Source organism: Rhodocista pekingensis (assembly GCF_042665545.1).
GTDB classification, from domain to species: Bacteria; Pseudomonadota; Alphaproteobacteria; order Azospirillales; family Azospirillaceae; genus Rhodocista; species Rhodocista pekingensis.
The window spans coordinates 406,955-431,292 of the sequence record NZ_JBHTCM010000004.1 but is presented as its reverse complement, the minus strand read 5'-3'; the positions used below and the strand labels follow the sequence as shown (position 1 = coordinate 431,292).

21 protein-coding genes are annotated in these 24,338 nt (G+C 68.6%); 10 read left to right on the top strand and 11 right to left on the bottom strand.

The window, feature by feature from the left end; all coding sequences use genetic code 11:
• Nucleotides 1-110 precede the first annotated feature (110 nt).
• The 7 genes from ACFQPS_RS02590 to hflX all read left to right on the top strand — a co-directional run bounded on the left by ACFQPS_RS02590 (nt 111) and on the right by hflX (nt 8,619).
• Nucleotides 111-2,408: a sensor histidine kinase NtrY-like gene (locus tag ACFQPS_RS02590; protein ID WP_377356189.1), complete on the top strand. Its 2,298-nt coding sequence runs from the start codon at nt 111-113 to the stop codon at nt 2,406-2,408.
• A 4-nt stretch (nt 2,409-2,412) separates the two neighbouring features.
• Nucleotides 2,413-3,819: a nitrogen assimilation response regulator NtrX gene (gene ntrX / locus ACFQPS_RS02585; RefSeq protein ID WP_377356187.1), complete on the top strand. Its 1,407-nt coding sequence runs from the start codon at nt 2,413-2,415 to the stop codon at nt 3,817-3,819.
• A gap of 70 nt (nt 3,820-3,889) precedes the next feature.
• Nucleotides 3,890-5,266 carry a Trk system potassium transporter TrkA gene (gene trkA, locus ACFQPS_RS02580; protein ID WP_012565372.1) on the top strand — a complete coding sequence of 459 codons (1,377 nt, stop codon included), beginning with the start codon at nt 3,890-3,892 and terminating at the stop codon, nt 5,264-5,266.
• A 51-nt stretch (nt 5,267-5,317) separates the two neighbouring features.
• Nucleotides 5,318-6,187 carry a D-amino-acid transaminase gene (locus ACFQPS_RS02575; RefSeq protein ID WP_377356185.1) on the top strand — a complete coding sequence of 290 codons (870 nt, stop codon included), beginning with the start codon at nt 5,318-5,320 and terminating at the stop codon, nt 6,185-6,187.
• Nucleotides 6,188-6,191: 4 nt separating this feature from the next.
• Nucleotides 6,192-6,926 (top strand): HAD family hydrolase, encoded by a 735-nt coding sequence (locus ACFQPS_RS02570; protein WP_377356183.1) that lies wholly within the window; start codon nt 6,192-6,194, stop codon nt 6,924-6,926.
• Between the two features lie 78 nt (nt 6,927-7,004).
• On the top strand, nt 7,005-7,253 hold the full coding sequence (gene hfq, locus ACFQPS_RS02565; RefSeq protein WP_012565375.1) for an RNA chaperone Hfq: 249 nt from the start codon (nt 7,005-7,007) through the stop codon (nt 7,251-7,253).
• Nucleotides 7,254-7,326: 73 nt separating this feature from the next.
• Nucleotides 7,327-8,619, top strand: coding sequence for a GTPase HflX (hflX, locus tag ACFQPS_RS02560; RefSeq protein ID WP_377356180.1), 1,293 nt, complete (start codon nt 7,327-7,329; stop codon nt 8,617-8,619).
• Nucleotides 8,620-8,643: 24 nt separating this feature from the next.
• Here the strand turns inward: hflX and purU are convergent, their stop codons facing one another.
• Nucleotides 8,644-9,489, bottom strand: a complete 846-nt coding sequence (gene purU, locus ACFQPS_RS02555) for a formyltetrahydrofolate deformylase (protein WP_012565377.1) — start codon at nt 9,487-9,489, stop codon at nt 8,644-8,646.
• A 233-nt stretch (nt 9,490-9,722) separates the two neighbouring features.
• Between purU and ACFQPS_RS02550 the strand changes: the two genes are divergently transcribed.
• Nucleotides 9,723-10,523, top strand: a complete 801-nt coding sequence (locus ACFQPS_RS02550; RefSeq protein ID WP_377356177.1) for an inositol monophosphatase family protein — start codon at nt 9,723-9,725, stop codon at nt 10,521-10,523.
• Between the two features lie 23 nt (nt 10,524-10,546).
• Here the strand turns inward: ACFQPS_RS02550 and ACFQPS_RS02545 are convergent, their stop codons facing one another.
• Together ACFQPS_RS02545 and mazG are read right to left on the bottom strand one after the other, a co-directional pair.
• A complete protein-coding gene (locus ACFQPS_RS02545) occupies nt 10,547-11,320 on the bottom strand; it encodes an SDR family NAD(P)-dependent oxidoreductase (protein ID WP_377356175.1) in 774 nt (257 codons plus the stop codon).
• 70 nt (nt 11,321-11,390) lie between these two features.
• Nucleotides 11,391-12,200, bottom strand: coding sequence for a nucleoside triphosphate pyrophosphohydrolase (gene mazG / locus ACFQPS_RS02540; RefSeq protein ID WP_377356174.1), 810 nt, complete (start codon nt 12,198-12,200; stop codon nt 11,391-11,393).
• Between the two features lie 422 nt (nt 12,201-12,622).
• Here mazG and ACFQPS_RS02535 point away from each other — a divergent pair, with 422 nt between their 5' ends.
• Nucleotides 12,623-14,098: an ATPase domain-containing protein gene (locus ACFQPS_RS02535; RefSeq protein WP_377356173.1), complete on the top strand. Its 1,476-nt coding sequence runs from the start codon at nt 12,623-12,625 to the stop codon at nt 14,096-14,098.
• Entirely contained in the window at nt 14,098-15,672 is a 1,575-nt protein-coding gene (locus ACFQPS_RS02530) for an ATP-binding response regulator (protein ID WP_377356171.1), read from the top strand. Before ACFQPS_RS02535 ends, ACFQPS_RS02530 begins: the two co-directional genes overlap by 1 nt.
• A gap of 12 nt (nt 15,673-15,684) precedes the next feature.
• Here ACFQPS_RS02530 and ACFQPS_RS02525 read toward each other — a convergent pair whose 3' ends face one another.
• The 8 genes from ACFQPS_RS02525 to ACFQPS_RS02490 all read right to left on the bottom strand — a co-directional run bounded on the left by ACFQPS_RS02525 (nt 15,685) and on the right by ACFQPS_RS02490 (nt 24,334).
• A complete protein-coding gene (locus ACFQPS_RS02525; protein WP_377356169.1) occupies nt 15,685-16,458 on the bottom strand; it encodes an MBL fold metallo-hydrolase in 774 nt (257 codons plus the stop codon).
• A 4-nt stretch (nt 16,459-16,462) separates the two neighbouring features.
• The gene (locus ACFQPS_RS02520; protein WP_377356167.1) at nt 16,463-17,257 is read right to left on the bottom strand and encodes a TatD family hydrolase; all 795 of its coding nucleotides are present in this window, start codon (nt 17,255-17,257) and stop codon (nt 16,463-16,465) included.
• Nucleotides 17,257-18,819, bottom strand: coding sequence for a methionine--tRNA ligase (metG, locus tag ACFQPS_RS02515; protein WP_377356165.1), 1,563 nt, complete (start codon nt 18,817-18,819; stop codon nt 17,257-17,259). Before metG ends, ACFQPS_RS02520 begins: the two co-directional genes overlap by 1 nt.
• A gap of 65 nt (nt 18,820-18,884) precedes the next feature.
• Nucleotides 18,885-20,006 (bottom strand): DNA polymerase III subunit delta', encoded by a 1,122-nt coding sequence (locus ACFQPS_RS02510; RefSeq protein WP_377356164.1) that lies wholly within the window; start codon nt 20,004-20,006, stop codon nt 18,885-18,887.
• 63 nt (nt 20,007-20,069) lie between these two features.
• A complete protein-coding gene (locus ACFQPS_RS02505; RefSeq protein WP_377356162.1) occupies nt 20,070-21,281 on the bottom strand; it encodes a D-alanyl-D-alanine carboxypeptidase family protein in 1,212 nt (403 codons plus the stop codon).
• Between the two features lie 92 nt (nt 21,282-21,373).
• Nucleotides 21,374-22,336 (bottom strand): septal ring lytic transglycosylase RlpA family protein, encoded by a 963-nt coding sequence (locus tag ACFQPS_RS02500; RefSeq protein WP_377356160.1) that lies wholly within the window; start codon nt 22,334-22,336, stop codon nt 21,374-21,376.
• Nucleotides 22,337-22,397: 61 nt separating this feature from the next.
• Nucleotides 22,398-23,384, bottom strand: a complete 987-nt coding sequence (locus ACFQPS_RS02495; protein WP_377356158.1) for a lytic murein transglycosylase — start codon at nt 23,382-23,384, stop codon at nt 22,398-22,400.
• Between the two features lie 134 nt (nt 23,385-23,518).
• Entirely contained in the window at nt 23,519-24,334 is an 816-nt protein-coding gene (locus ACFQPS_RS02490) for a YdcF family protein (protein ID WP_377356156.1), read from the bottom strand.
• Nucleotides 24,335-24,338: the final 4 nt, after the last annotated feature.

Sequence of the window (24,338 nt, the reverse complement as noted above, 5' to 3'; positions counted from 1 at the left end):
CAGGGTTACCGCTTGCTCCTCGACTGCTCCGTTGTCCGCTGCCCGCCCGGTGCGTGGCGGCAGGATGCCGTGCCGGAAGGCGCCATGCCGGAAAGCGCAGGGTCACGGCCATGACCGCGGTTGCCGATGCGGCCGCACGGCCGCCCTGGTGGCGCCGGCTCGTCCGTTGGGCATCGGGGCGGGGGCTGGGCAACAAGCTCGCCATCGCGCTTGCCATCGCCGCGGTGCTCGCCGGCTCGGCCACCTATGCCGCCCTGACCGAGACGCCGCCGTTCGGCAAGGACCCGAACACCGTCAGCCTGCTGCTGACGCTTGATCTGGCGCTGCTGCTGCTGCTGTCCTCGATCATGGCCCGGCGCATCGTGACGCTGTGGCTGGAGCGGCGGCGGGGGCTGGCGGGCGCGCGCCTGCACGCGCGGCTGGTTGCGGTGTTCTCGCTCCTGGCGGTGCTGCCGGCCATCATCATGGCCGCCTTCTCCGCCCTGTTCTTCTATGTCGGCGTCCAGTCCTGGTTCAGCGACCGGGTGCGGACGGCGGTGAATGAATCCCTGGCGGTGGCAGAGGCCTATCTGGCCGAACACCAGCAGGCCATCCGCGCCGATGCGCTGACCACGTCCTACGAGCTTCAGCGCGCCGGCGGGGCCTTCTTCCTCTGGCAGCCGGCCATGATGCAGCAGATCCTGCGCAATCAGGCCTATGCCCGCTCGATCACCCAGGCGGTGATCTTCGACTCCCAGGGCCGGATCTACGCCCGCGCCGGTCTGGCCTTCGACTTCGACGTCTCCGACGTGCCCCGGTCCGCCCTGGACGAGGCCCGGCGCGGTGATGTTGCCGTCGTCGTCGGCGGCCGTGCGGACCGGGTCAGCGCCCTGGTCCACATCGACCCGGACTTCGACGTCTTCCTGTTCGTCGGCCGCCCGGTGGAGGCCCGCGTCCTGGCCCATGTCGAGGCAACCCAGAGCGCAGTCCAGGAATACACCCGTCTGGAGGTCGAGCGCTTCGGTCTCCAGACACGGCTCGCCCTGATCTTCGTCGTCGTCGCCATGCTGCTGCTGCTGGCGGCGATCTGGGCCGGCCTCAATTTTGCGACCTATCTGGTGCAGCCCATGAGCGCCCTGATCGCGGCGGCCGAGCGGGTCCGCGCCGGCGACCTGACGGCGCGGGTTCCCGAGATGGAGACCGAGGCGGAGGACGAGCTGACCTCGCTGTCGCGTGCCTTCAACCGCATGACCAGCCAGATCGAGGGCCAGCGCGGCGCCCTGGTGGAGGCGAACCGTCTGCTCGACCTGCGCCGGCGCTTCACGGAGGCGGTGCTGGCCGGTGTGTCGGCGGGGGTGCTGGGGCTGGATCAGGAGGAGCGGATCAACCTGCCGAACCTGTCCGCCGCCGAGCTTCTGGGCGTGGAGGACCCGCAGTCCCTGGTCGGGGAGCGGCTGGACGACGTGGTGCCGGAGATGGCCGAGCTGCTGGCCACGATCCGGCGGCGTCCTGGCAAGCTGGTCGAGGGGCAGGTGCAGATCCGGCGCGGCACGCAGATCCGGACTCTGCTGGTCCGAATCGGCGCCGAGGTGGTGGCGGGCACCATCCGCGGCTACGTCGTCACCTTCGACGACGTTTCGGAGCTGCTGTCGGCGCAGCGCAAGGCGGCCTGGGCCGACGTCGCCCGCCGGATCGCGCACGAGATCAAGAATCCGCTGACGCCGATCCAGCTTTCCGCCGAGCGCCTGCGGCGCAAGTACCTCAAGGAGATCCAGAGCGATCCCGAGACCTTCCGCACCATGACGGACACGATCGTCCGGCATGTGGACGACATCGGGCGCATGGTGGACGAATTCTCCGCCTTCGCCCGCATGCCCTCGCCGGTGATGAAGCCGACCAGTTTGCAGGAGCTGTGCCGTCAGGCGATGCTGCTGCACGCCACGGCGCACCCGGCCATCCACTTCGAGGCGGATCTGCCGTCCGAGCCGCTGGTGGTCGTCTGCGACGGCAGGCAGATCGGTCAGGCCCTGACCAACCTGCTGAAGAACGCGGGCGAAGCGGTCGAGGGACGCGAGGAGACCGCCGTCGGGGAGGAGCTGCCCGCCGGGCGTGTCACGGTGCAGCTCCGGGCCGACGAGGAGCGCGTCACGCTGCTTGTCGAGGATAACGGGAAGGGCCTGCCGACCGAGCAGCGCGACCGGCTGACCGAACCCTATGTCACCACGCGGGCCAAGGGCACCGGCCTGGGGCTCGCCATCGTCAAGAAGATCATGGAGGACCACGGCGGCGCGCTGACGCTTGAGGACCGGCCGGGCGGCGGCGCCCGGGTCGGCCTTGTGCTTCCGCGCGTCCAGCCGGCCGTCGTCGCCGATCCCGGCGCTGCCGACCGGACGGAAGAAACCGCAGTGCCAGCCGGTGCGAAGGGCTGAAACGATGGCGCACGACATTCTGATCGTCGACGACGAATCCGACATCCGGATGCTGATTGCCGGCATCCTCAACGACGAGGGGATGAAGACGCGGGAAGCGGCGGACGCAGACCAGGCGCTGGCCGCCGTGGCCACCCGCCGTCCCAGTCTGGTGATCCTGGACATCTGGCTGCAAGGCAGCCGGCTGGACGGACTCCAGATCCTGGACGAGCTGAAGCGCGACCACCCGGACGTGCCGATCGTCATGATCAGCGGGCACGGCACCATCGAGACGGCCGTGGCTGCCATCAAGAAGGGCGCCTACGACTTCATCGAGAAGCCGTTCAAGGCCGACCGTCTGCTTCTCCTGGTCGAACGCGCCATCGAGGCCGCCCGGCTCCGCCGCGAGAACCGGGAGCTGAAACTGCGGGCAGGGGCCGAAACCGACCTGATCGGCAAGAGCCTTCCCGTCAACCAGCTCCGCCACGGGGTCGAGAAGGTGGCGCCGACGGGGTCTCGCGTGCTGATCTCCGGTCCGCCGGGCAGCGGCAAGGAGGTGGTCGCGCGCATGATCCACGCCCGCTCCCGCCGCGCCGACGGCCCCTTCGTGGCGCTGAACTGCGCCACCATGCGGCCGGACCGGCTGGAGATCGAGCTGTTCGGGACCGAGCATGCGTTGGACGGCGGCGGCCGCAAGGTCGGTACCTTCGAGCAGGCCCACGGTGGCACCCTGTTCCTGGACGAGGTGGCGGACATGCCGCTGGAGACCCAGGGCAAGATCGTCCGCGTCCTCCAGGAACAGACCTTCGAGCGGGTCGGCGGCTCGGCCCGGGTCGAAGTGGATGTCCGCGTCATCGCCAGCACCAACCGCGACCTGACGCTGGAGATCGAACTGGGCCGCTTCCGGCAGGACCTTTATTACCGGCTGGCCGTGGTGCCGCTGAAGGTGCCGCCGCTGCGCGAGCGGCGGGAGGACATTCCGCTGCTGGCCCGCCACTTCATGCAGCGGACGGCCGAGTCCGCCGGCCTTCCCCAGCGGAGCTTCGGCGAGGACGCCATGGCGGCGCTCCAGGCCTATGACTGGCCGGGCAACGTCCGCCAGCTCCGCAACGTGGTGGAATGGCTGCTGATCATGGTGGCGGGCGACCCGCACGAGCCGGTCCGCGCCGACATGCTGCCGCCGGAGATCGGCGCCATCACCCCGACCGTGCTGAAATGGGAGAAGGGAGGCGAGATCATGGGCCTGCCCCTGCGCGAGGCGCGCGAGGTGTTCGAGCGCGAGTACCTGCTGGCCCAGGTCACCCGCTTCGGCGGCAACATCTCCCGGACGGCAGCCTTCGTCGGCATGGAGCGGTCGGCCCTGCACCGGAAGCTGAAGTCCCTGGGCGTGCATGGGACGGACAAGAACGGGACACGCCTGACCGTCGAATGACGGTGGTGGCCCCAGGACGCCACGGCAGCCGGCCTGCGCCGGTCACCATCACCAGGACAGTGGTAGCGCCATGAAAGTCATCGTCTGCGGGGCCGGACAGGTCGGGTCCAACATCGCCCGCTATCTCGCCTCCGAAGGCAACAACGTGACGGTGATCGACCAGTCGTCGGAGCTGATCCAGAAGATCAGCGACACGCTGGAGGTCCAGGCGATGGTCGGCTTCGCCTCGCATCCCCATGTGCTGGAGGCCGCGGGCGCCGCCGACGCCGACATGATCGTCGCCGTCACCCTGGCGGACGAGGTCAACATGGTGGCCTGCCAGGTGGCGCACTCGCTCTTCAACGTGCCCACCAAGATCGCCCGTGTCCGCCACCAGAGCTATCTGGCGCCCATCTGGGCCGACCTGTTCTCCCGCGATCACCTGCCGATCGACGTCATCATCTCGCCGGAGATCGAGGTGGCGCGGGCCGTCGCCCGCCGGCTCCAGGTGCCGGGCGCCTTCGACATGATCCCGATGGCCGACGGCAAGGTGAAGGTCATCGGCGTGATCTGCGGCGACAACTGCCCGATCATCCATACGCCGCTGCGTCAGCTCACCGGCCTGTTCCCGGACCTGAACATCGAGATCGTCGCCATCGTCCGCAACGACAGGCCGATCATCCCGTCGGGTGACGACCAGATGCTGCCCGGCGACGAGGTCTACTTCGTCGCCGATACCAAGCATGTCAGCCGCGCCATGGCCGCCTTCGGCCATGAGGAACCGGAGGCGCGCCGGGTCATCATCATCGGCGGCGGCAATATCGGCCTGTGCCTGGCCGAGGAGATCGAGGCAAAGCACCAGGGCGTCTCCGCCCGCATCGTCGAGATCGACCGCAAGCGCGCCCAGATGGTGGCCCAGCGCCTGTCGCGCACCATGGTCCTGCACGGCGACGGCCTGGACCCCGACATCCTGGAGGAGGCGAACGTTCGCGCCAGCGAGACGGTGGTCGCGGTCACCAACAACGACGAGGGCAACATCCTCGCCTCGCTGCTGGCGAAGCGCTACGGCTGCGAACGCGCCATCACGCTGATCAACAAATCGACCTACCAGCCCCTGGTGCAGCCGCTCGGCATCGACGCGGTGGTCAGCCCGCGCTCGATCACCGTCTCCTCGATCCTCCAGCATGTCCGCCGCGGCCGCATCAAGGCGGTCCACAGCCTGCGCGAGGGCTTCGCCGAGGTGATCGAGGCGGAGGCGCTGGAAACCTCATCGCTGATCAACACCCCCCTGCGGGAGATCAGGCTGCCGGACGGGGTGATCGTCGGCGCCATCGTCCGCGGCGGCGACGTCATCATTCCACGCCCGTCCACCGTCATCAAACCGAACGACCGGGTCATCATTCTGGCGGAGGTCGGACAGGTGAAGAAGGTCGAGAAGATGTTCGCCGTGAGGCTTGAATTCTTTTGACGATTCGTCCCGCTTCAGAAACCGGTTCAAGAACGATCGGACATCCGGATCATGCCCCGCTTCGCCTATGTCAACGGACGTTACCTCCCGCATGACGAAGCCGCCGTCCATATCGAGGACCGCGGCTTCCAGTTCGCGGATGGCGTCTATGAGGTCGCCACCATCGTCGGCGGGCGCTTCGCCGACCTGGAGGGGCACCTTGCGCGTCTGGAGCGCTCGCTCCGCGAACTCCGGATGCCCTGGCCGGTGAAGCCGGCCTCGCTGCGGCTGATCATGCGGGAACTGGCGGCGCGCAACGGCGTCCGCGACGGGCTGGTCTATGTGCAGGTGACCCGGGGTGTGGCGCCGCGCGACTTCCGCTTCCCGGCGGACGCAGTCCCGACCCTGGTCCTGACCTGCCGCCGGTCGCGCTTCCAGACGGCGCGGCAGCTCGCGGAAGGCGTGTCGGTCATCACGATCCCGGACATCCGCTGGCTGCGCCGCGACATCAAGACGGTGGGCCTGCTGGCGCAGTCGCTGGGCAAGCAGAAGGCGGCGGAGGCGGGCGCCTACGAGGCCTGGCAGGTCGATCCCGACGGCACGGTGACGGAGGGCTGCTCCTCCAATGCCTGGATCGTCACGGCCGACGGCACGCTGGTGACCCGTCCGGCCTCGAACCTCATCCTCAACGGCATCACCCGGCTGTCGCTGCTCCGGATCGCGCGGGATCTGGGCATCCCGGTCGAGGAACGCCCCTTCACCGTGGCGGAGGCCCATGCAGCCCGCGAGGCACTGATGTCCAGCGCCGGCAGCTTCGCCCTGCCGGTCACCCGGATCGACGGCCAGCCGGTCGGGGAGGGCAGGCCGGGGCCGCTGACCCTGCGGCTGCGCGCGGCCTATCTGGCCGATGTCGGCGCCCCCGATCCCGTCGGCCGGGTCTGACGCCATGGATGACGCCATCGCTGACGCCAGCGTGTCCGCGCCTCTGCCGCCGCAACGGCTGCCCCGTGCCGTCCTGTTCGACTGGGACAACACGCTGGTCACCAACTGGCGCTGCGTCCATGCCGCGATCAACGCGGCCCTGGAGCGCTTCGGCCACCAGCCCTGGACGCTGGAGGAGAGCTACGGCCGCGTCCGCCACAGCCTGCGCGACAGTTTCCCCGTGATCTTCGGGGATGACTGGATGGCGGCGCGCGACGTGTTCTACGCCCACTTCCAGGAGCACCACCTGGACTATCTGGAACCGCTGCCCGGGGCCGCGGAGCTGCTGGAACTTCTCTCCGGCGCGGGCATCTATCTCGGGGTGGTGAGCAACAAGACCGGCAGCTTCCTGCGCGCGGAGGCGGACAGCCTTGGCTGGACGCGCCATTTCGGGAAGCTGGTCGGCGCCACCGATGCCGCGGCCGACAAACCGTCCGTGGCGCCGGTCGAAATGGCGCTGGCGCCGGGTGGAATCGTCGCGGGTCCCGATGTCTGGTTCGTCGGCGACGCCGATATCGATATGGAATGCGCCCACAGGTCCGGTTGCCTGCCGATCCTCGTCGGCTGTACCCCGGACGTCGCGGCGGGGCTGGGGCGTTTCCCCCCGGCCGTGAGGCTTGATGGCTGCTCAGCGATTTCCGCCTTGGTGCAACAGATGCATGATACCATATCGCTAGACGGTGCCCTACGGACGTCCTGATCCCGCCGGCTGCCGCAGAACCAGAAACCCGGGCGCTCGACAAGAGGCCCCAAGAACGAGCGAAGCGAGGCTGCTCCAATGTCGGAAAAATCGCAGAACGTGCAGGACGTTTTCCTGAATCACGTCCGCAAGAACAAAACTCCGGTGACGGTATTTCTCGTCAATGGCGTCAAACTTCAGGGTATCATTACCTGGTTCGACAACTTCTCCGTCCTGTTGCGCCGTGATGCGCACTCGCAGCTTGTCTACAAGCATGCGATTTCGACGGTGATGCCGGCGCATCCGATCCAGCTGTTCGAGCCCGCCAAGGAGACGGAACACGACTGAGATCCAGCCTGCCGAAGGGCGCGGGCCTGCCACCCGCGCCTTCGTCATCCATCCGGTCCTGCCCGAGGACCGGATGGCGAGCCGTAGCCCGGAGGCGCAGCTGGATGAGGCCGTCGGCCTTGCCCGCGCCATCGAGCTTGAGGTGGTCGGGGCCCGCTCCATCCGTGTGATGCGGCCGCGGCCCGCCGCTCTCCTCGGCCAGGGGGCCGTGGAGGATCTGGCCGCCGCCATCGAGGCGGAGACCGCCGCGCTCGTCATCGTCGACCACGCCCTCACGCCCGTACAGCAGCGGAACCTGGAGAAAGCCTGGAAGGCCAAGGTCATCGACCGCACCGGCCTGATCCTGGAGATCTTCGGCGCGCGCGCCCGCACGCGCGAGGGCCAGTTGCAGGTCGAACTGGCGGCGCTGACCTACCAGCGCTCCCGCCTCGTGCGGTCCTGGACCCACCTGGAGCGTCAGCGCGGCGGCTTCGGCTTCCTGGGCGGCCCGGGCGAGAGCCAGCTTGAGATCGACCGCCGCCTGATCGGGGAGCGCATCGCCCGCCTGAAGGCGGAGCTGGAGGAGGTCCGGCGCACCCGCGGCCTGCACCGCCGCGCGCGGGAGAAGGTGCCCTATCCGGTCGTCGCCCTGGTCGGCTACACGAACGCGGGCAAGTCCACCCTGTTCAACCGGATGGCCGGCGCGGACGTCTTCGCCAAGGACCTGCTGTTCGCCACGCTGGACCCGACCATGCGGGCGATCACGCTGCCGTCCAACCGGAAGATCATCCTGTCCGATACGGTGGGCTTCATCTCCGACCTGCCGCACGGGCTGGTCGAAGCCTTCCGCGCCACGCTGGAGGAGGTGCAGGCCGCCGACATCGTGCTGCATGTCCGGGACGTCTCGCACCCCGACACCGAGGCGCAGAAGGCCGATGTGGAGACGGTGCTGCGCGAACTCGGCATCGAGGTCGACTCGGACGCCCGTGTCGTCGAGGTGCTGAACAAGATCGACCTGGTGCCGGAAGGGGAGCGCGATGCGCTGCTGCGGCAGGCGCGCCGGGCCGGCGACACGGTGGCCATCTCCGCCCTGACGGGTGAGGGGCTGGGCGGGCTGTTCGACCTGATCGACCGGCGGATGGTGGCGGACCGCGATGTCGTCTCCGTGGCCGTCGATCTGGCCGACGGTGCCGCGCTCGCCTGGCTCTACCAGCGCGGCGAGGTGCTGGAGCGCCAGGATGACGACGCCCGGGCCCTGGTCCGCGTGGGGCTGGAGACGGCCGATGTCGGACGCTTCCGCGAGCGGTTCGGCTACCTGCCGATTCCGGCGGCTCCTGTCGGAACAGCCGCCCCGGACTCGGGTCCCTGGGAAGCCCGCCGCGCCTGACCGGCCGGCGGGCTGACCTTCCGGTCAGCGGAACACGACCGTCTTCGAGCCGTTCAGCAGGACCCGACGCTCCAGGTGGTACTTCACCGCCCGGGCCAGGACCATGCATTCGATGTCCCGGCCGACGGCCACCAGATCGTCGGGCCCCAGCGTGTGGTCCACCCGCTCCACCGCCTGTTCGATGATCGGGCCCTCGTCCAGATCCGTCGTCACATAGTGCGCCGTGGCGCCGATCAGCTTCACCCCGCGGGCGAAGGCCTGATGGTAGGGCTTCGCCCCCTTGAAGCTGGGCAGGAAGGAATGGTGGATGTTGATGCAGCGCCCCGGCAGGCGCTCGCACAGCGTCGGGGACAGCACCTGCATGTAGCGGGCCAGCACCACGAGGTCGATGCGCTCTCCCTCGATGATCTCCAGCAGCCGTTCCTCCTGCCGTTCCTTGTTCCCGCCGTTCACCGGCAGATGGTGGAAGGGCACGTCGTGCCAGGCGGCAAGCTGGTAGAAGTCGCGGTGGTTCGAGACGATGGCCGGAATGTCCATGGCCAGCGCGCCGATCCGGTAGCGGTACAGCAGGTCGTTGAGGCAGTGGCCGAAGCGGGAGACCAGGATCATCACCCGCGGCCGCCGGCCGGCGTCGTGGAGGTGCAGGTCCATCCGGAACCGCTCCGCCACCTCGGCCAGGGCGCGACGCAGGGTGTCCACCCTGCCGTCCTCCACCTCGAAGGAGATTCGCAGGAAGAATCGGCCGCTGATCCGGTCGCCGAACTGGGCGCTGTCCAGGATGTTGGCGTCGTGCCCGGCGAGCAGTCCCGACAACGTGGCGACGATACCGACGGCATCGGGACAGGACAGGGTCAGAACATAGCTCTGCATGCGGCTCTCCGGTTACCGGAAAGGACCTATCACGCAGATCCGACCCTTTGGAATGAAAATTCCCAACGTCCGATCGTCCGGGCAAGCAGGGCAGTCTGGCCGCTGATTTGCGATGACGCCGCGCGGCAAGCCCTGCGCGGGTCGCAGGGCTGCGCGCAAGTTCCCTTTGTACCGGGGGGAGCGGACCAGTATGAAGGGCCGTCGGCCCGCGGGGCCGCTCCGGAGGGGTGCCCATGGTCCCGGATATCGCCCGAGTTGCCGACATCGTGCGCGAGGTTGCCGCGAGCGAGATCATGCCGCGCTTCCGCCACCTGGAAGACCGCGACGTGCGGGAGAAGGGGCCGGGTGATCTGGTCACCATCGCCGACGTGGCCGCCGAGCGGCAGCTTTCCGCCCGGCTGACGGAGCTGCTGCCCGGTTCTGTGGCGATCGGGGAGGAGGCGGCGACGGCCGACGAGCGGGTCCTGGAGCGCATCCAGGGCGACGATCCCGTCTGGATCATCGACCCGGTGGACGGCACCGCGAACTTCGTCGCCGGCCGGCCGGTCTTCGCCGTCATGGTCGCCCTGGCCCGTGGAGGCGAGACCCTGGCCGGCTGGATTCACGATCCCTGCGGCGGCAGCATGGCCGTGGCCACCCGGGGCGGCGGCGCCTGGCTGGACGGGGCGCGTCTGCGCGTGGCACCGCCCGTTCCGCTGGAGACCATGACGGGTGCCGTCGGCACACGCTACTTCGAGCGCCGGGTCCGCGAGCATCTGGAGAGCCGGATGCCAAGGCTGGCCGGGACCTTCACCCTGCAATGCGCCGGGCATGAGTATCTCCGGCTGCTGCGCGGGGTGTCCCACTTCTCGCTCTACCGCCGCATCATGCCCTGGGACCATGCCGCCGGTGCCCTGATGCATGCGGAGGCCGGCGGCTATGCCGCCAAACTGGACGGCATCGGCTACACGCCCATGGAACTGGCGGGGGGCCTGCTCCTGGCCCCCGACCGCGCAAGCTGGAACGCCCTGCGCACCCTGCTGTTCGGCGACTGAGCGGGGGCGCAGGGCGTTTCCCGTCAGGCCTTCGGCGAACGATGGACGCCGAGGGCGCCCGGTCCCTGGGTCGTCGGCATCAGTTCGATCCGGTTGATGTTGAAATGCGGCGGCAGGGTGCCGGCCCAGACCACCGCCTCGGCCACGTCGTCCGCGGTCAGCGGCGTGGTGTCGGCATAGACCCTGGCCGCCTTCTCCGCATCGCCCTTGAAGCGGACGAGGCTGAAATCCGTCTCAACCATGCCGGGCTCGATGGAGGTCACGCGGACCCCGGTCCCGATCAGATCCGCCCTCAGGGCCAGACTGAACTGCGTGACGAAAGCCTTTGACGCGCAATAGACATGGCCGCCGGGGTAGGGGTAGCTGCCGGCCGTGGAGCTGATGTTGATGATGTGGCCGCGGCCGCGCGCCACCATGCCCGGCAGGACCAGCCCGGTCATCACCGCCAGCGCCTTGTCGTTGGTGTCGATCATCACCTCCCAGTCGTCCAGGTTCGACCGGAAGGCGGGATCGGCGCCGAGCGCGAGGCCGGCATTGTTGACCAGCAGGTCGATCGCGGCGAAGTCGGCGGGCAGTGCCGCCAGCGCCGCCTCCACCGCCGGACGGTCGCGCACATCGACCCGGACCGTATGGGTCGGCACCGTCAGACCGGCCGCCAGGGCATCGAGTTTCGCCGCATCCCGCCCGACCAGGACCAGCTTGCAGCCGAGCCCGGCGAAGCGGCGGGCGAAGGCGGTTCCGAAGCCGCCGGTGGCCCCGGTGATCAGGACGGTATCGGGGCGGTAGCTCTGGCTCATGGTGCTGTCCTTGCTGTCAGGTCAACAGGTTGCGGCGTCAATCCGGTGCGGCGGGCGAGGGGGCGCGGGTTCAGTCGTGGGGCTCCAGGCGCTTCGCCTGCTGCCACAGCGCCTCCATCTCCTCCAGGGTCGCGTCCCCGGGCGTGCGGCCCTGAGCGGCCAGCCGGTCCTCGATATGGCGGAAGCGGCGCTCGAACTTCGCGTTGGTCCCGCGCAGGGCGGATTCGGGATCGACCTCCAGCCGGCGGGCGAGGTTCACCAGCGCGAACAGCAGGTCGCCCGTCTCGTCGCGGATACGGTCGGGGTGCGGCGTGGCGGCGCGCAGCTCATGGCGCAGCTCGCCGATCTCTTCCTCGATCTTGTCCAGGATCTCGTCCGCCCGGGTCCAGTCGAAGCCGACGCGTGCCGCCCGCTTCTGGAGCTTCACGGCACGGGTGAGGGCGGGCAGGCCGCCGATCACCCCGTCCAGGGCCGAGGGACGGCGGCCCTCGGCGGCGGCTTTCTCCGCCCGCTCGCGCGCCTTCAGGTCCTCCCAGCGCTGCGTCTGGTCGGCGGCCGTGTCCACCACGGTCTCCCCGAAGACGTGGGGATGCCGGCGGATCATCTTGGTCGTGATATGAGCCGCCACGGCGTCGAAATCCCAGGCGCCGCGCTCCTCGGCCATCCGGGCGTAGAAGACGACCTGGAACAGCAGGTCGCCCAGCTCGTCCTTGAGGGACGCCATGTCGCCTTTCTCGATGGCATCGGCAACCTCGTAGGCTTCCTCGATCGTGTGCGGCGCGATGCTGCGGAAATCCTGCTCAAGGTCCCAGGGGCAGCCGCCCTCCGGGTCGCGCAGCTTCGCCATCAGATCGACAAGTCGCTTCATGCTGTCGGACATCGCGGCACCCCGTTGGCGGACGTGCCGCGACCTTAACCGACGCGGTGGCGCGGGAAAACCCGACGGCAGGAGAAGGCCGCCCTGACATCGCCGCGGGGCGTGCGGGGGACCTGCCCTGGGCCACGGCTTAAGTCCGATAAGACATATTATGGAAAATATAGCTGATTTCCGACCCGGCTCTGACACTCGCAGGGCAAGTCCGGTCGGCCTTGGCGACGGTACGCGTCCGGTGAAAACCCTGAGCCCCTTTCGAGTGATCAGGTCGCACTTGGCGAGACCTTCTTACGCGAAGGCGCCAGCGATTCCGAGGCGATCGTTTCCGACGCTACGTTGCGCAGTCCCCAGGCTCTGGTAGAGTTCTGCACAGGGTGCAGGCTACAATGTGGTTCCCCTTCCAACGAAACGGAAGATTGGTTGTTTCAATGGAAGAAATTGCCCGTTTCGGTATCCACGGCCTGGACGATGTCCTGGCCGGTGGCCTTGTCCGCCAGCACCTCTATCTTCTGGAGGGGCATCCTGGGACGGGCAAGACGACTGTCGCGCTGCAATTCCTGTTGGAGGGGGCGGCCCGGGGCGAGAGGTGCCTCTACATCACGCTTTCAGAGACGGAGGCGGAACTCCGCGACTGCGCCGCGTCGCACGGCTGGACCCTTCCGGAAGCGATCACGATCTTCGAGCTGATCCCGCCCGAGGCCCTGGAGGACGCTGCGCACCAGAGCTTGGTCTACGCTGCCGATCTGGAACTGGGCGAAACAACCCGGCTGATCCTCGATGCCATCGCCCGTAGCCGGCCGACCCGCGTCGTCCTCGACAGCCTGTCGGAGATCCGACTGCTGGCGCAGAGTTCCCTTCGCTATCGCCGTCAGATTCTGGCCTTGAAGCATCATTTCACGGTTTCTGGCAGCACCGTCCTGCTGCTCGACGACCTGACTGCCGAGGTCCAGGACAAGACCGTCCACAGCGTCGCCCATGGGGTGATCCACCTGGAGGGGGTCACGCCGCTGTACGGGGCGGAGCGCCGGCGCCTGAGGGTCGTCAAATACCGGGGACGCGCCTTCCGCGGCGGCTTCCATGACTTCACCATCGTCGGCGGAGGTGTCCGGGTGTTCCCGCGCCTGATCGCGGCGGAGCACCACCACGCGTTCGCCCGCGACCGTCAGGGCAGTGGCGATGCGGCTCTCGACGCGCTGCTGGGCGGCGGCATCGAGCAGGGCTCGAGCACGCTGCTGCTGGGCCCGTCCGGCACGGGCAAGTCCCTGCTGGCCTTGCAGTTCATCAGGGCCGCGGCCGCCCGCGGTGAACGCAGTGCCATGTTCGTGTTTGACGAGGAGCTCGGCCTGCTGGTCGCGCGCGCCCGGGGCTTGGGCTTAGACCTGGAAAGGCTGCAACGGGACGGTCTCCTGCTGCTGGAGGCGGTGGACGCCGCGGAACTTTCGCCCGGAGAATTCGCCCACAAGGTCCGCCAGGCCGTGGAGGACCGGAACGTCCGGACGGTGGTTGTGGACAGCCTTAACGGCTATCAGACGGCCATGCCCGAGCAGACCTTCCTGCTGCTGCACATGCATGAGCTCATGACGTTCCTCAACCGCCGGGGCGCCTCGACCTTCCTGACCGGCGCCCAGCATGGGCTGCTGGCCGAAACCGGGTCTTCAGTGGACTTCTCCTATCTTGCGGACACTGTGATCCTGATGCGGTATTTCGAGCGTGACGGGCGCGTCTGTCGCGCCCTGTCAGTGGTCAAGAAGCGCGCCGGTCCACACGAGGACACCATCCGCGAGTACCAGATCACGGCTTCGGGTTTCCGCATCGGTGAGCCGGTCTCTGGCTTCCAGGGCCTCCTGTCGGACGAGCCCTCCTACACCGGGACCGGGGGGCGCCCGATGCCGGATGAGAGCTGATGCCCTCCGCGCCCCAGGATGAGCGGGTGATGATCCTGGCGCCAACCGGCCGGGACGCGCATGTGGCCGAGGCCATCCTCACAGAGGCGGGGATCGTGGGACAATCCTGCCGTGACCTGTCGGATCTGCTATCGGAACTGGCCTGTGGCGCCGGGGCCGCCGTGATCACAGAGGAGGTGTTCAGGGGGGGCGATATCCGGTCGCTGTCCGCTTGGCTGGAGGCACAGCCCTCATGGTCGGATTTCCCCATCATCGTGCTGACCCGCCAGGGCGGCGGGCCGGAACGGAGCCGGCAGGCGCTCAGCCTGATGGAGCTGCTCCACAACGTTACCTTCCTGGAACGTCCCTTTCACCCGACCACCCTGATCGCCGTCGTGCAGACGGCCCTGCGGAGCCGGCGACGACAATACGACGCGCGTGCCCGCCTGGAAGCACTGAGCGCCGCGACCGCCGCCGCCGCGGCCGCCCAGGCGGCGGCCGAACAGGCGAACCGGTCCAAGTCCCACGTCTTAGCGGCGGCCAGCCACGACCTGCGGCAGCCGCTCCAAAGCCTGTTTCTGCTTACCGGCAAACTGGCCACCGGCTCCCTCGGCCCATCGGAGCAGGAGACGGTCGACAATCTCGGGCGGGCGCTGGCGGCGATGAAGGTGCTCCTGGACGCGATGCTCGACGTTTCAAAGCTCGACGCTGGCATCGTCGCGGTCAGCAGACGGGACATCCGCGTCAGCGACCTCCTGAACGACATCACCGCCAGCTACAAGGACCGGGCCCTACAGCAGAATCTGGACCTCCGGGTGGCGCCGTGCTCGGCAGTGGTGCACTCGGACTCTGCGCTGCTGGCGCGCATCCTGCGCAACTTCGTGGAGAACGCTCTGCGCTACACCCGGCGGGGCCGCGTGCTCGTCGGCTGTCGGCGCCGGGGTGGGCACCTGCTGATCCAGGTCACCGACACGGGTATCGGCATCCCAGCTGAGAAGCAGCGCGAAATCTTCGAAGAGTATGTCCAGGTCGACAACAGCGCGCGCGACCGGGAACAGGGGCTCGGGCTCGGCCTCGCCATCGTCCGCCGCATCTCCGATCTGCTGGCCCACCCGGTCAGTGTCCGCTCCGAACCGGGGCGTGGCTCGACCTTCGCCGTCGCCGTGCCGCTCGCCGAGGTGCCGGCCGCAGCCGTGCCGCCCCCACCGGAACCGGATGCGCCGCAGCCGTGGCGCCTTGTGCTGGTAATCGACGACGACGCCCTTGTCCTGATGGGGCTGGTCGCCATACTGGAACGCTGGGGTGCGCGCACCCTGTCCGCCAGTTCCTGCCTTGAGGCGGTGGAGAAGCTGCGCGGAAGCGCCGCCCTGCCCGACCTGATCATCGCCGATTACCGGCTGCGTAGGGGCGAAACCGGGTTCGACGCGATCGACGGGGTGCGCCGCGCGGCCGGCCGCCGGATCCCCGCCCTGCTGCTGACGGGAGACACCGCGCCGGATATCCTGCGCGATGCCCGCAGCCGCGACCTACGGCTACTGCACAAGCCCGTGTCTCCCGCCGATCTGCGGCTCGCGCTGGCGAACCGCTGGGAGTAGGCCCCCGTATTCCTACGGTCCGACCTCGATCACCATGCCGTCGTAGCCGGGCTCGACGCCCGGCGGCAGGATCGCGCGCAGGGTCTCATAGTCCATCATGTGGTTCATATGGGTCAGGATCGCCCGCTTCGGCTTCAGCCGCTCGATCCAGGACAGCGTGATCGCCAGATGCGCATGGACCGGATGCGGCGGCTCGATGCGCACGCAGTCCACGATCCAGGTCTCCACCCCCTCCAGCACCCGGAACGCCGCCTCGTCCAGCCGCACCACGTCCGTCGAATAGGCGAAGCGGCCGAAGCGGAAGCCCAGGCTGGACGACAGGCCGTGGTCCTGTACGAAGGGCTCGATCTCCAGCGAACCGATGCTGAACGGTCCGTCCGCCCGGTGCGAGCGCAGCGCCGGACGCGCATAGAACTCCGAGTCCGGATGCGGCTGGAAGCAGTAGGCGAAGCGCGCATGCAGTTGCGCCAGCGTGTCCGCATCGGCCCAGACGTCGAGGGTCCGGCGCATCAGCCAGTTCATGGCGCGCAGATCGTCGATGCCGTGGCAGTGATCCGCATGGGCGTGGGTGAACAGCACACCGTCCAGGTACTGCACGCCGGCGTCGATCAACTGCTCGCGCAGGTCCGGCGTGGTATCGACCAGCACCCGCGTGGCGCCACTCTCCACCAGGATGGACGGGCGGCGGCGGCGGTTCTTCGGGTTGGACGGGTCGCACCGGCCCCAGACATTGCCGATCAGCGGCACGCCCGAAGAACCCCCGCAGCCGAGGATGGTCACCTGCATGGCGTCACCCTGCCAGGGCGTCGGCCGGCACGCGGTCGAACAGGCGCAGGAAGTTGGCCGTCGTGGCGGTCGCCAACGTGTCGTAGGAGACGCCCTTCACCTCCGCCAGCAGGCGGGCGGTATGGACGGTGAAGGCCGGTTCGTTGCGCTTGCCGCGCAGCGGCACCGGCGCCAGGTACGGCGCGTCGGTCTCCACGAGCATCCGGTCCAGCGGCACCATCCGCGCGACCTCGCGGAGATCTTCCGACTTCTTGAAGGTGACGATGCCGCTGAAGGAGATGTGGAAGCCGAAGTCCAGCGCCTCTTCCGCCAGCCGGCGGGACGAGCTGAAGCAGTGCAGCAGGCCCTTCAGCCCCTTCCCCGCCCCCTCTTCCCGCAGAATGCGGATCGTGTCCTCTTCGGCATCCCGGGTGTGGACGATCAGTGGCAGGCCCGTCTCCAGGCAGACGCGGATGTGCCGGCGGAAACTCTCCTGCTGCACGTCGCGCGGGCTCTGGTCGTAGTAGTAGTCCAGCCCCGTCTCGCCGATGCCGACGACCTTGGGCCGGGCGGCCAGCGCGACCAGATCGGCCACCTCGCTATGGGCGGCCTCGTCCAGGGCGTGGTGCGGATGGATGCCCAGGGTGCAGTAGACATGCGGGTAGGCCTGGGCCACGGCCCAGACCTGCTCGAACCGGCTGACATGGGTAGAGATCGTCAGCATCAGCCCGACGCCCGCCTCCCGCGCCCGCTGCACCACCTGGTACCGCTCCTCCTGGAAGTCGGGAAAGTCCAGATGGCAGTGACTGTCCACCAGCATCAGACCGCCCCCTTCCCGGCCGCGTCCGGCTCCACATAGCGGGGGAACGCCGGCTGCGGCGGCGGAAGCTGGACGCCGGCCGCAAGCACCGTATCGAAGTCGGCGAAGCTGCGGGCCTCGGCCGGGACGACGAGCTGGTCCAGGATGCGGGCTGAGATTTCGGGCATGAAGGGCTGCGTCAGCAGCGCGACCCGCCGGATCGTCTCCGCCAGCGTGTAGAGCACGGTGCCAAGCCGCACCGTATCCGTCTTACGCAGCGACCAGGGCGCCTGTTCGTCGACATAGCGGTTGGCATCGCCCACCACCTGCCAGAGAACGTCCAGCGCCTTGTGGAAGGCCTGCTGGTCCAGCTCGGCCCGGACGGCGGGCAGCAGGGCCCTGGCGGCGTCCAGCAGGCGGTTGTCCGCCTCCCCGAACGCCGCGGGCTCCGGCAGGCGGCCGTCGCAGTAGCGCTGCACCATGGACAGCACGCGCTGGACCAGATTGCCGTAGTCGTTGGCCAGCTCGCCGTTGATCCGCTGCACCATGGCCCGGCGGGAGAAGTCGCCGTCGTTGCCGAACGGGATCTCGCGCATCAGGAAATAGCGGGTCTGGTCCAGGCCGTAGGTGCCGATCAGCTCCTCCGGCTTCACGACGTTGCCAAGGGACTTGGACATCTTCTCGCCTTCCACCGTCCACCAGCCATGGGCGAAGACGCGGCGCGGCGGTTCCAGCCCGGCGGCCATCAGGAAGGCCGGCCAGTAGACGGCATGGAAGCGCAGGATGTCCTTTCCGACCATGTGCAGGTCGGCCGGCCAGTAGCGGCCATAGGGCGTGCCCTCGCCCGTCTCCGGATAGCCGATCGCCGTGATGTAGTTGGTCAGGGCGTCCAGCCAGACATACATCACATGCTTCTCGTCCCCCGGAACCGGGATGCCCCAGTCGAAGGTCGTCCGGCTGATCGAGAGGTCGCGCAGGCCGCCGCGCACGAAGCTCACCACCTCACTGCGCTTGCCGGCGGGCAGGATGAAGTCGGGCCGGGACTCGTAAAGCTCCAGCAGCCGCTCCTGCCAGGCCGACAGGCGGAAGAAGTAGCTCGGCTCCTCCACCCATTCGACCGGAGCGCCGGTCGGGGCGAAGCGCTTGCCGTCGCGCTCGACCAACTCGTCCTCGCCGAAATAGGCCTCGTCGCGGACCGAGTACCAGCCGGAATAGCTGCCCAGGTAGACGTCGCCACTCTCCTGGAGGCGCTGCCAGAGGGCCTGGACCGCCGTGACATGGCGCGGCTCGGTGGTGCGGATGAAGTCGTCGTTGCTGACGTTCAGCAGCCGGGCCAGCTCGCGGAAGTTCTCCGAATTGCGGTCGGCCATCTGCTTCGGCGTGATGCCGGCCAGTTCGGCCGACTTCTGCACCTTCTGGCCGTGCTCGTCCGTGCCGGTCAGGAACTTGACGTCGAACCCGTCCAGCCGCTTGAAGCGGGCCATCACATCGCACGCCACCGTCGTGTAGGCGTGCCCGATGTGGGGCGCGTCGTTCACGTAGTAGATCGGCGTCGTGAGATAGTAGGGCGAGCGCCCGGTCATGGCTTTTCTCCGGCGGACGGAACGGGAGCCCGGGCCGGCGGCCGATCCCCTGCGCGGCGGGCGGCTCAGGCCGCGGCCGCCTCGATCGACAGCAGGGCGTTGAGCAGGACCTGCCGGCGGTCCAGGTTGGCGGAATCCGCCCGGGCGAACAGGCGGGTCGTGTTCTCCCACACCTCCACCCAGCGATCAAGGCCGCCGTCCCGGCGGGCCGGCTCCACCAGACGGGCGATCAGCGGCCCCTCGCCCGCCACCACCTCGCCCGGGAGCTGGCCGCGCGCCGTCGTGCGGGCCAGCCGCCCCAGCCACCAGACCAGCAGATCCGTCACCGCGCTCCAGGCGGCATCGTCGTTGCCGCGCAGCACCTTGTCGATGAAGCCATAGGCGGCCAGCACGTCCAGCCGCGGCAGCGTCTCCAGCAGGCCCAGCATCTGGCGGTAGAGATCCAGGCCGCCCGCGTGGTGCAGGTCGAGCGCGCGGCCGATGCTGCCCTCGGCCAGACGGGCGAGTGCGATCTGCGCCTCCCGGTCCAGCTCCGGCGCATAGCGGCCCAGCAGGCTGACGACCGTCGCCTCCGGCAACGGCTCCAGCATCAGCTTGCGCGAGCGCGAGCGGATGGTCGGCAGCAGGCTGCCGACATTGTCCGCCGCCATCAGGATCAGCGACCGGGCCGGCGGCTCCTCCAGGATTTTCAGCAGCGCGTTCTGGCCGCTCAGGTTCATCTGGTCGGCCCCGTCCACGACGACGACGCGCCAGCCCCCTTCCGCCGAGGTCAGGCGCAGGAAGGGGGCGATGCGGCGGACCTCGTCCACCGGCAGGTCGCGCTTGAACCGCTTGCGCTTCTCGTCCCAGGTCCGCTGCACCGTCAGCAGGTCGGCATGTCCGCCGGCGGCGATGCGGCGGGCGACCGGATGCTCCGTGTCCACGGCGAGGCTCACCGGCGGCGGCGGTGCGCCGAACAGGCCGGCGTCGCCCCCGCCCGTCATTCCCTGCTTCAGCACGAAGCGGGCCATGCGGAAGGCCAGCGTGGCCTTGCCGATCCCGGGCGGGCCGCCGATCAGCCAGGCATGATGCATCCGGCCGGAGGCCCAGCTCTCCAGCAGGAGCCGTTCCGCCTGATCATGCCCCACCAGATGGGGATTGCGGCGGGGAGCGAAGGGATCGTCCCCGCCATCCTCCGGGCGGCTCACGGCAGGTCTCCTCGGGCCGTATCGGAGAGAGCGCCGGGGCTGCGGCCTGCCATCACGTCAGCCTCAGGGGCCGCCGCCGACGACCTGCCGGGCAGCCATCAGCAGCCGGCCGAAGAAGCCCATGCGCTCGACATCCGCACCGGCAAGCACGGGGACCTCCCGGGTCGTGAAATCGGGCGCCTCGATGCGCAGGGTACCGATGCGCGTGCCCTTTGCCACCGGAGCCGCGACCGGACCATCGCTGAGCAGCGTGACCTTCAGATTGCGCTGCTGCGCACGGGTCAGGGTGATCTTCAGTTCCTGGTCCAGGATGGCCGGCACCGTCTCCGCGGCGCCCAGCCAGACAGGCAGGGTATCGATCGTCTCATCGGCCTTGAACAGGGCGACGCTGGTGAACTCCCGCCAGCCCCATTCCAGCAGACGGGCGGACTCGTCGGCGCGGGCCTGCATGTTGGGCAGACCGTTGACCACCAGCACCAGGCGGCGACCGTCGCGCTCGCCCGTGGCGATCAGGCCGTAGCCGGCGCTTTCCGTATGGCCGGTCTTCAGCCCGTCCACCCCCATGTTGCGGTAGAGCAGCGGGTTGCGGTTTCCCTGCTTGATGCCGTGATAGGTGAATTCCTTTTCCGAGTAGTAGTGCAGGAATTCGGGGAAGTCCTTGATCAGGCGCTGCGCCAGGGTCGCAAGATCGCGCGCCGTCGAATAATGGTCCGGGTCGGGCCAACCCGAGGCGTTCATGAAGTTGCTGGCCGTCATGCCCATCTCATGGGCTTTCCGGGTCATGTCGGCGGCGAAGGCGGGTTCGCTGCCGGACAGCCCTTCGGCCAGCACGATGCAGGCATCGTTGCCCGACTGGATGATGACGCCGCGGATCAGATCTTCGACCCGGATGCTGTTGCCCAGCTCGACCCACATCTTGGAGCCCTGCATCCGCCAGGCGTTCTGGCTGACGGGAAGGGTGTCGTCCAGGGACAGGCGACCGGAGCGGATGCGGTCGAAGACCATGTACATGGTCATGACCTTGCTCATCGACGAGGTCGGCGTCCGCTCGTCGGCGTTCTTCTCGAACAGGACCGTGCCGGTGCTGGTGTCGATCAGGATCGCCTCCCGGGCGATCGTGTCGATGGTCGCGGCCTGGGCCGGCAGGATCGTGCCTACCAGGGTCAGGACTGCGATGGCGGCCAGACGGCGCGCGGCATCGACCGCGATGCCGAGGAAATGGCGAGCCTGACCGGAAGATGCCTGATCGGCGGGAGTCGAAGGGGAGAAATCCATCTCTTCAGCCCGGAAAGCGGAAAACGGTCCGCCGCGATGCGGCGGAACACCCTAGATCGGAGGGTAGGACGGAAATATGGCGCCGTCCTGCCCTACTCCACGATGACACGGGCCGCATTGCTGCCGTCCGCGATGACCTGAGCGAGCACCGCATCGGCGCGCTCCACGGTCGGCAGCGGACCGACACGGACCCGGAAGAACTCCGTATTCCCGACCATGGCGGAGGAGATCAAGGTCGGCCCGATGCGGGACAGCTTCGCCCGCAGCCGGTTCGCGTTGTCATAGATGGTGAAGGCACCGGCCTGAACCCAGAGGCGCTGCGGACCGGAGACCGGCCGCTGCTCGACCACCGGTGCCGGCAGGAAGCGGCCATCCTCGGCCGTGCGGCCGGGAACGCCGGTCGGCACCGGCGTCGGGCGGCCCGCCGGCCGCTGCGGCGGGAGGGTTTCCCCTTCCACCTGGACCGAAGGACGGGGCGACGCCTTGGGCACGGGGCCGCCATCGCTGGCGACCTGGACCCGGCCCGACTGGGCCGCCGCCGCGATGGCGCGGCTCTCATCGGCCAGGATCTGCACCCGGACCTTCGCCGTGCCCTGCTGCTCGAAGCCCAGGAGCTGCGCACCGCGGCGGGACATGTCGATGATGCGGCCCGGAACGAAGGGGCCACGGTCATTGATGCGGACGACGATGGAGCGGCCGTTCTCCAGATTCGTCACACGCACCAGACTGGGCATCGGCAGGGTCTGGTGCGCGGCGGTCAGTTCGTTCTCGTTGTAGTTCTCGCCGTTGGCGGTCGCCCGGGTATGGAATCCGGGGCCGTACCAGGAGGCGATGCCGGTCTGATTGTAGGTGTAATCGACCGCCGGATAATACCAGACGCCGTCGATCTGGTAGGGATCGCCCACCTTGTAGGTGCCGCCCGGAACGACGGCGGGGCCGCTCTGGGCCGGTGGCGGGGCCGGTGCCCGGGTCGCGCAGGCCGACAGCAGCAGGATGCCCGCCAGCGCCATCATCGACCGGGCCGGCAGCCGCATCCCCACCAGGGTCGACCGCACAACATCTGTCCGGAGCATCACAACCTGCCTCTATGGATTGTGGGACGGACCCTACATCAAGTCAGTCCGCCCCGCCAATACGGTCGGCGAGCAGGCCGACCGCGGTGGCGAAGTAGGTCGAACGGTTCCAGTCCATGATGGTCCGGTAGTTGTCATAGACGAGGAAGGCGCGTCCCTTCGGGCCGTCGGGCAGCACCAGCGACGCCTCCAGGGCGACGACCGGCAGCGGACCTCCATCGACCCGCCGGACCCCCAGGGTCTGCCAGTCCCGGAGTGTCCTGCGGGTCTGAAGGCCGGCGTCGGACTCTTTGAAATTCTTCGGAATCCGGACCTCACGCCCCCAGGTCCGGTCGGGGTTCCATCCGACGGTGGAGAGGTAGTTGGCAGCCGACGCGAAGACGTCCGGCAGCGTGCCCCAGATGTCGCGCTTACCGTCCCGGTCGAAGTCCACCGCATAGCGCAGGAAGCTGGACGGCATGAACTGGCTCTGCCCCATGGCCCCCGCCCAGGAGCCCAGCATCCGGTCAGCCCCGATGTGATCCTCATCCAGGATACGAAGGGCGTTGATCAACTCCTTGCGGAAATAGGCACTGCGTCGTCCGTCGTAGGCCAGCGTCGCCAGCGCGTCGATGACCTTGAAGCCGCCCTGGTTGGAACCGAAGCTGGTCTCGATGCCCCACAGCGCCACGATGAAACGCGGCTGCACGCCGTACTTCCTCCCGACCTGCTCCAGCACCGCCCGGTGCTGGCGGTACAGGTCCTGGCCGCGCCGGACCCGCTGGGGCGTGACCACCCGCTCGATGTACCGGGCAAAGGTGATGGTGCCTTCCGGCTGGCGTCGGTCGAGTTCCAGCACCCGCGGGATCGGTTGCACCCCGGTCAGCGCCTCGCGCAGCGTGGCCTCGGAGATGCCCTGTGCCCCGGCTTCCTGTCTCAGCGCCTCCAGCCAGACCGCGAAATCCGTTGCAGCCTGGGCAGGGGCTGCCTGCATGACCGGCGCCACGGCCAGGGCGGCTGCCAGGGCTGTCGTGCGCAACCAGCTCAGCATGCTTGTTCCGTCTCCCAGAGAATCGTCAGGTCCGGCCTTCGCCGCGCTGCCGGTTCTGCCACAGGGGGGCGGCTACCTCAATCCCACGAGGACGGTGGCCGCGACCACCCTTAACGATGTCACGCGGGCCCGGCTCAGCCGCCGTCGGCCGGAGAGCCGCCGGGACCGGGCAGCAGGGCATCGGTGCGGTCCAACCAACGGTAGACGGCAAGACCGATATATTCATGAAGCGCGTAGGAGAGATTCCTCAACCCGTCCGTCAGGTCGAAACCGATCCGACGCAGAGAGCGGTCTGTCACCTGGAAATCAACAGGATAAGCAACGACGTTCCAGCCGATTCTGCGGAAGATCCCGACCGACCTGGGCATATGCAGGGCCGAGGTGACCAGGAGCCAGACCTCGCCCTCCAGCGGATGTGCAAGATCGCGGCTCAACACCGCGTTTTCCCAGGTATTCCTGCTCTCCTGCTCGAACAGGACACGGGCCGTGTCGAAGCCCATCCGCTCCCAGGCGGCCCGCGCGACGGGGGCTTCCTTCAGATCCTGCTCGAAGACAAGGCCGGAACCCCCTGTGAAGACGACACGTGCTTCGGGATAGCGCTGCGCCAGGGCGGGAATTTCGGTCAACCGTTCGGCATGTTCATTCAGTGCCGGCTGGCCACGGTCCGCCGTCAGGATCGGGCGGACCGCCCCGCCCAGCACGATGATGCCGTCCACCCGCTCAGGCAGCGTAGCGGGACTCGGGAAGCGGCTTTCGAGCGACCACAGCATCCAGGCGCCGACCGGCAGGGCGGCCACGGCGGTCAAGGCCACCGTGGCGCCGCCCGCCAGCCAGAGGCCCGTCCGCTGCCAGCCGGCCAGCATGAACCCCATGCCGGCCAGCAGGATCAGCAGCAGCGCGTTACCCGGGGCGGCCAGGGTCCAGAACAGCTTGGACAGGATGAAGCTCACGGCC

Bases quoted from the DNA above. Each gene is read 5' to 3' on its own strand.
- ACFQPS_RS02590 (WP_377356189.1), top strand. From the start codon at position 111: ATGACCGCGGTTGCCGATGCGGCCGCACGGCCGCCCTGGTGGCGCCGG.
- ntrX (WP_377356187.1), top strand. From the start codon at position 2,413: ATGGCGCACGACATTCTGATCGTCGACGACGAATCCGACATCCGGATG.
- trkA (WP_012565372.1), top strand. From the start codon at position 3,890: ATGAAAGTCATCGTCTGCGGGGCCGGACAGGTCGGGTCCAACATCGCC.
- ACFQPS_RS02575 (WP_377356185.1), top strand. From the start codon at position 5,318: ATGCCCCGCTTCGCCTATGTCAACGGACGTTACCTCCCGCATGACGAA.
- ACFQPS_RS02570 (WP_377356183.1), top strand. From the start codon at position 6,192: ATGGATGACGCCATCGCTGACGCCAGCGTGTCCGCGCCTCTGCCGCCG.
- hfq (WP_012565375.1), top strand. From the start codon at position 7,005: ATGTCGGAAAAATCGCAGAACGTGCAGGACGTTTTCCTGAATCACGTC.
- hflX (WP_377356180.1), top strand. From the start codon at position 7,327: ATGGCGAGCCGTAGCCCGGAGGCGCAGCTGGATGAGGCCGTCGGCCTT.
- purU (WP_012565377.1), bottom strand. From the start codon at position 9,489: ATGCAGAGCTATGTTCTGACCCTGTCCTGTCCCGATGCCGTCGGTATC.
- ACFQPS_RS02550 (WP_377356177.1), top strand. From the start codon at position 9,723: ATGGTCCCGGATATCGCCCGAGTTGCCGACATCGTGCGCGAGGTTGCC.
- ACFQPS_RS02545 (WP_377356175.1), bottom strand. From the start codon at position 11,320: ATGAGCCAGAGCTACCGCCCCGATACCGTCCTGATCACCGGGGCCACC.
- mazG (WP_377356174.1), bottom strand. From the start codon at position 12,200: ATGTCCGACAGCATGAAGCGACTTGTCGATCTGATGGCGAAGCTGCGC.
- ACFQPS_RS02535 (WP_377356173.1), top strand. From the start codon at position 12,623: ATGGAAGAAATTGCCCGTTTCGGTATCCACGGCCTGGACGATGTCCTG.
- ACFQPS_RS02530 (WP_377356171.1), top strand. From the start codon at position 14,098: ATGCCCTCCGCGCCCCAGGATGAGCGGGTGATGATCCTGGCGCCAACC.
- ACFQPS_RS02525 (WP_377356169.1), bottom strand. From the start codon at position 16,458: ATGCAGGTGACCATCCTCGGCTGCGGGGGTTCTTCGGGCGTGCCGCTG.
- ACFQPS_RS02520 (WP_377356167.1), bottom strand. From the start codon at position 17,257: ATGCTGGTGGACAGTCACTGCCATCTGGACTTTCCCGACTTCCAGGAG.
- metG (WP_377356165.1), bottom strand. From the start codon at position 18,819: ATGACCGGGCGCTCGCCCTACTATCTCACGACGCCGATCTACTACGTG.
- ACFQPS_RS02505 (WP_377356162.1), bottom strand. From the start codon at position 21,281: ATGGATTTCTCCCCTTCGACTCCCGCCGATCAGGCATCTTCCGGTCAG.
- ACFQPS_RS02495 (WP_377356158.1), bottom strand. From the start codon at position 23,384: ATGCTGAGCTGGTTGCGCACGACAGCCCTGGCAGCCGCCCTGGCCGTG.